Source organism: Nocardioides sp. (assembly GCF_050246775.1).
Taxonomy (GTDB): Bacteria; Actinomycetota; Actinomycetes; order Propionibacteriales; family Nocardioidaceae; genus Nocardioides.
This window is the reverse complement of record NZ_JBFWVK010000016.1, coordinates 1-4,297: the sequence shown is the minus strand read 5'-3', so window position 1 is coordinate 4,297 and position 4,297 is coordinate 1. Positions and strand designations below refer to the sequence as shown.

Genomic DNA, 4,297 nt, shown 5'->3' with positions numbered 1-4,297 from the left:
CGTCGAGCTCCTGCGCGATGAGCAGGCTCTGCACGAACGGGAAGGCGTAGCCGAAGCCGTTGCCCAGCGAGCTGGAGGACTGCGGGTCGTCCTTGGACACGAAGCTCGTCCCGGCGCAGGTGAGCGGCTGGAACAGGTACTCCACGTTCTCCTTCATGCCGTTCTGGGCCGCCTCGGTCACCGCCTGCGTGCACGGCGTGCCGGCCACCATGGCGATGAAGAAGTCCGGCTCCTTCGACGCCAGCGTGGTCATCGGGTCGGTGATGGTGGGCGCCTGGGGCTCGATGGTCTCGGTGATGTACTCCACCTTGTCGCGCAGCACGTCGGACTGGGCGAGGTAGGCCTTGAACCCGGCGTCGTAGACCTTGCCGAAGTCGTTGTTCATGACCAACGACGCGACCTTGATCTTGTCGGGGTAGTCGGCGGCCCGCTGCTCGATGAACGTGCCCCACAGCTGGGTCTCGGTGGTGTAGGACGGCACCGGCGCGCCGCTCGTCCACGGGTGGTTCACCGGATCACCCCAGGCCGGGTGGCCGGTCATGGCGATCAGGTTGGGGACGCAGCGCTGGTTGAGCTTGTCGTAGGTCTTCATGGTCGGACCGGTGCCGAGCGTCCAGATGGCGAAGGACTTCTCGGCGTCGAGCAGCTCGTCGACGATGGGGATGGTCCGGGCGGGGTCGTAGCCGTCGTCCTTGACCACGTAGTTCATCGTGCGGGTCTTGCCCTCGGAATCGACGAACATGCCCTCGTCGCCGTAGTGGCCCACCAGCGCGTCGATGGCCTTGGCGTAGTTCCCGTAGTCGGCCAGCGTGCCGGACTGGGCGATCGACTGGCCCACCTTGAACTCGGTGTCGGTGATGCCCTCGGTGTTGGACCAGCCGGCGGCGCACCGGGTGAGGTCGATGGTGAAGCCCTCGGGGCCGGTGATCGTCTTGCCGTCGGCCTGCAGGCCCCAGCCGTTCTCCTTGATGCGGGCGACGATGGCGGCGCGCTCGGACGCCCACAGCGCCTCCCACTCCTCCATCGAGGTGGGCTCCTCGGTGGTGGGGCCGGCGGTCGTGGTGTCGGTCGTGCCCGAGGACGTGTCGGTCAGCTGGTCTGCAGGGCGCTGTTGATGGACGCGTCGATGGTGTCCTCGGTGGCGGTGTCACCGCCGTCATCGCCGCCGCACGCGGTGGCGAGCAGGCCGAGGCCGACGAATGCGGCCACATACGGGCGTAGGCCCGGTCGTTGCATGGATCTCCCCCTGGTTCGGTCCGGCCGGTCTCCCGCTCCCGAACAGCTCGGGCGCCGGCCTCTCTTTTTGCCCGTTCGGGCACGGCGCCAACTTCTCGCAGAGCACCTCATGCATGTCACAGCATGTTGCGAAAGTGACGACCGGTGACAGGTCCAGGCGGCAGAGCGGGGGGCGGACCGGGGCGTGGGAGCGGCCGGGAGGTGCCCGGACGCGACCGTGCCCCGGTCGAGGGGACCGGGGCACGGCACTCGACGCCGAGGCGTCAGGGGGCTCGTCACTTGCAGGCGCTGACCGACTGGTCCCAAGCGCAGTTGGAGGACTTACCGTTGAGGTCGTAGAGCTGTCCCTCTACCACCCACTTCTGGTTGACGGAGTCGAACTTGGCGAAGCTGCCGCCCTCGTTGATATACGAGTCTTTGTTGCCGTTCATGACGGATCGAATGCCCCAGTCGTGGGTGGGCGGGGTCATGTCGATTGAACGGTGAGCCACGATGACGTTGGCCCGGGTCAGGCCGCCGTCGAGCTCCTGGGCGATCAGCAGCGTCTGGACGAACGGCCAGGCGTAGCTGAAGCCACCGCTGAGCAGGCTCGAGGAATCCGGGTCGATGCCGTTGTCGGCCAGCAGGTCGCGGGCGAACACGGTCCACACGTCGTCCTGCATGTTCGGATCCTTCAGGTCCTTCACGCCGGGGTTGAAGATCCACCAGCCGTTGGCGGCGGAGCCGTCGCCGCCGACCTTCTCCTTGGCCACGAAGCCGGTGCCCGAGCAGGTGAGGGGCTGGAAGAGGAACTTGACGTTCTCCTTCATGCCGTTCTGGGCGGCCTCGGTCACCGTCTGGGTGCAGCTGGTGCCGGCGGTCATGGCGATGAACACGTCGGGGTTCTTCGACGCCAGCGTGGTCATCGGGTCGGTGATGGTGGGTGCCGACGGCTCGATCGACTCGGTCACGAACTCGACCTTGTCCTTGAGCAGCTCCGACTGGGCCAGGAAGGCGCGGAAGCCGGCGTCGTAGACCTTGCCGAAGTCGTTGTTCATCACCAGGGCGGCCACGACCACCTTGTCGCCCTCGAACTGGTCGAGGTTCTGCTCGATGAACGTGCCCCACAGCTGGGTCTCGGTGGTGTACGACGGCACCGGCGCGCCGGTGGTCCACGGGTGGTTGACCGGGTCACCCCAGGCGGGGTGGCCGGTCATGGCCAGCAGGTGGGGGAGGCAGCGCTCGTTGATCTTGTCGTAGGTCTTCATGGTGGCCGGCGTGCCCAGCGTCCAGATGGCGAAGACCTTCTCGGAGTCGAGCAGCTCGTCCACGTTGGGGATGGCCCGGGCCGGGTCGTAGCCGTCGTCCTTCTGCAGGTACACCGGCTTGCGGGTCTTGCCCTCGGAGTCCTTGAAGGCGCCCTGGTCGCCGTAGTACTTGAGCAGGACGTCGATGGCCTTGCCGTAGTTGCCGTAGTCGGCCAGCGTGCCGGACTGGGCGATCGACTGGCCGATCTTGAACTCGGTGTCGGTCAGGCCCTCGGTGTTGGACCAGCCGGCGGCGCACGCGGCGAGATCGATGCTGAAGCCCTCGGGGCCGGTGATCGTCTTGCCGTCGGCCTGCAGGCCCCAGCCGTTCTCCTTTATGCGTTCCACGATGGTGGCGCGCTCCTCGGCCCAGAGCTCCTCCCACTCCTCGATGGAGGTTGGTTCCTCCCGGGCTGTCGCCGTGGTGGCTGTGGCGTCGTCAGCGGTGGTGGTGCTCTGCAGCGCCTGATTGATGCTCTGGTCGATCGTGTTGACCGTTTCGGCCCCGCCACCCCCGCCGTCGTCGTCGCCCCCGCAGGCGGCGGCCACCAGGCTCACGCCTGCGGCGAGCGCCGCAGCGCCACGTCGATATCGTCCTGGCATTCTGGTCCCCACTTCCTGAATGTAACCTACGTCGCACCGTGTGGCGACAGTCATACATCTTTGCACAGTGCGATCTTCTTCGGGAACTGGCTGTGGTGGCACGCCTGCGCGCTCGCGCACAACGTCACCCGCTGGATCCGAGATCACGTCCTGCCCCGCGAATTCCGCCGCTGCCGCGGCAAACGCCTCCGGCTCGCGTTCTTCAACGTCGCCGCCCGGGTCGTCACCCACGCCCGCCAACTCTGGCTACGCATCCCCCGCTCCCACGCCTGGGCCGACGCGCATCCGGGCCCTGCCCGCGTTCGCCTGACCGGCCAGGCACCCCCACCCGACCAGCCCGGACAACCCGCACCACCACCACCACCACCCCCGCCTCAGCGCGCACGCACCCACCCCGTCCGAGCGCCGAACGCTCCACAACCTCCATCGGAACCCGAGCCGACACCATCAACCCCGATCACGACCCCCGCTGCAATAGCCGGGTCAGAAACGCCGCAAGATCGGTCTCGACATGGGCCAGTTCCCCACACCCGCCCGTCTCGTGTCGTGGGCGAAACTTGCGCCGCTCACTCACCGTTCAGTCCGGCGAACGCACCCGTCAGGTAAAGACCGGCGAGGGCAAACCGCTACCTCAAAGTCGTGGTGGGTGAGGTCGCCACCGCTGCCGCCAAGACCGACACCTTCCTCGGAGCCCGTTACAAGCGACTTGTGCGCCGCCGCGGCAAGCAACGCGCTCTCGTCGCGGTTGCCCGCTCGATCCTCGTGATCGTCTGGCACACCCTCAACGACCCCACCGCCCGCTGCCACGACCTCGGCGCGACGACCACGACCGGCGGCTCGACCCGACGAACCTGCGATCTCGTCCGCCAACTCGAAGCCGTCGGACACACCGTCACCATCACGGCCGCCGCTTGACCACCCAGCGCACTCCACACAGCAAGCAGCGCGGCGCCCACCAGGATCATCTCCCGTCAGAGCCGTTCGACGGCGTCGAGGACCAGCACGGCTCGGCCCTCCTCGCGCGAGGCGTCCCAGTCCACGTGGGCTCGGAGGCGCCATTCGCCGTATTCGTCGGGATCCACGAGCTGCTGGGTGACCTCGCCGGTGTCGACGTCGAACCGGAACCACCGCTTCTGGCGGGCCACCGGGTCGGTGCGCAGCTCGTCGAACTC

Annotated in this window: 5 protein-coding genes; 1 reads left to right on the top strand and 4 read right to left on the bottom strand. The window is 67.6% G+C overall.

What is annotated here, in order from left to right; translation table 11 throughout:
• From AB7I40_RS23665 to AB7I40_RS23655, 3 genes are all read right to left on the bottom strand, one after another.
• The coding region (locus AB7I40_RS23665) for an ABC transporter substrate-binding protein (RefSeq protein ID WP_428348159.1) at window positions 1–1,024 on the bottom strand (1,024 nt) is incomplete at its 3' end.
• A 65-nt stretch (window positions 1,025–1,089) separates the two neighbouring features.
• On the bottom strand, window positions 1,090–1,236 hold the full coding sequence (locus AB7I40_RS23660) for a hypothetical protein (RefSeq protein ID WP_428348158.1): 147 nt from the start codon (window positions 1,234–1,236) through the stop codon (window positions 1,090–1,092).
• A 275-nt stretch (window positions 1,237–1,511) separates the two neighbouring features.
• The gene (locus AB7I40_RS23655) at window positions 1,512–3,125 is read right to left on the bottom strand and encodes an ABC transporter substrate-binding protein (RefSeq protein WP_428348157.1); all 1,614 of its coding nucleotides are present in this window, start codon (window positions 3,123–3,125) and stop codon (window positions 1,512–1,514) included.
• A gap of 642 nt (window positions 3,126–3,767) precedes the next feature.
• On the opposite strand from AB7I40_RS23655, the gene AB7I40_RS23650 reads away from it, so the two are divergent.
• Complete coding sequence (locus tag AB7I40_RS23650) at window positions 3,768–4,040, top strand: hypothetical protein (RefSeq protein ID WP_428348156.1); 273 nt, start codon at window positions 3,768–3,770, stop codon at window positions 4,038–4,040.
• 56 nt (window positions 4,041–4,096) lie between these two features.
• Here AB7I40_RS23650 and AB7I40_RS23645 read toward each other — a convergent pair.
• Window positions 4,097–4,297, bottom strand: a 201-nt coding sequence (locus AB7I40_RS23645) for a DUF3516 domain-containing protein (protein WP_428348155.1), incomplete at its 5' end; no start/stop codon positions are given.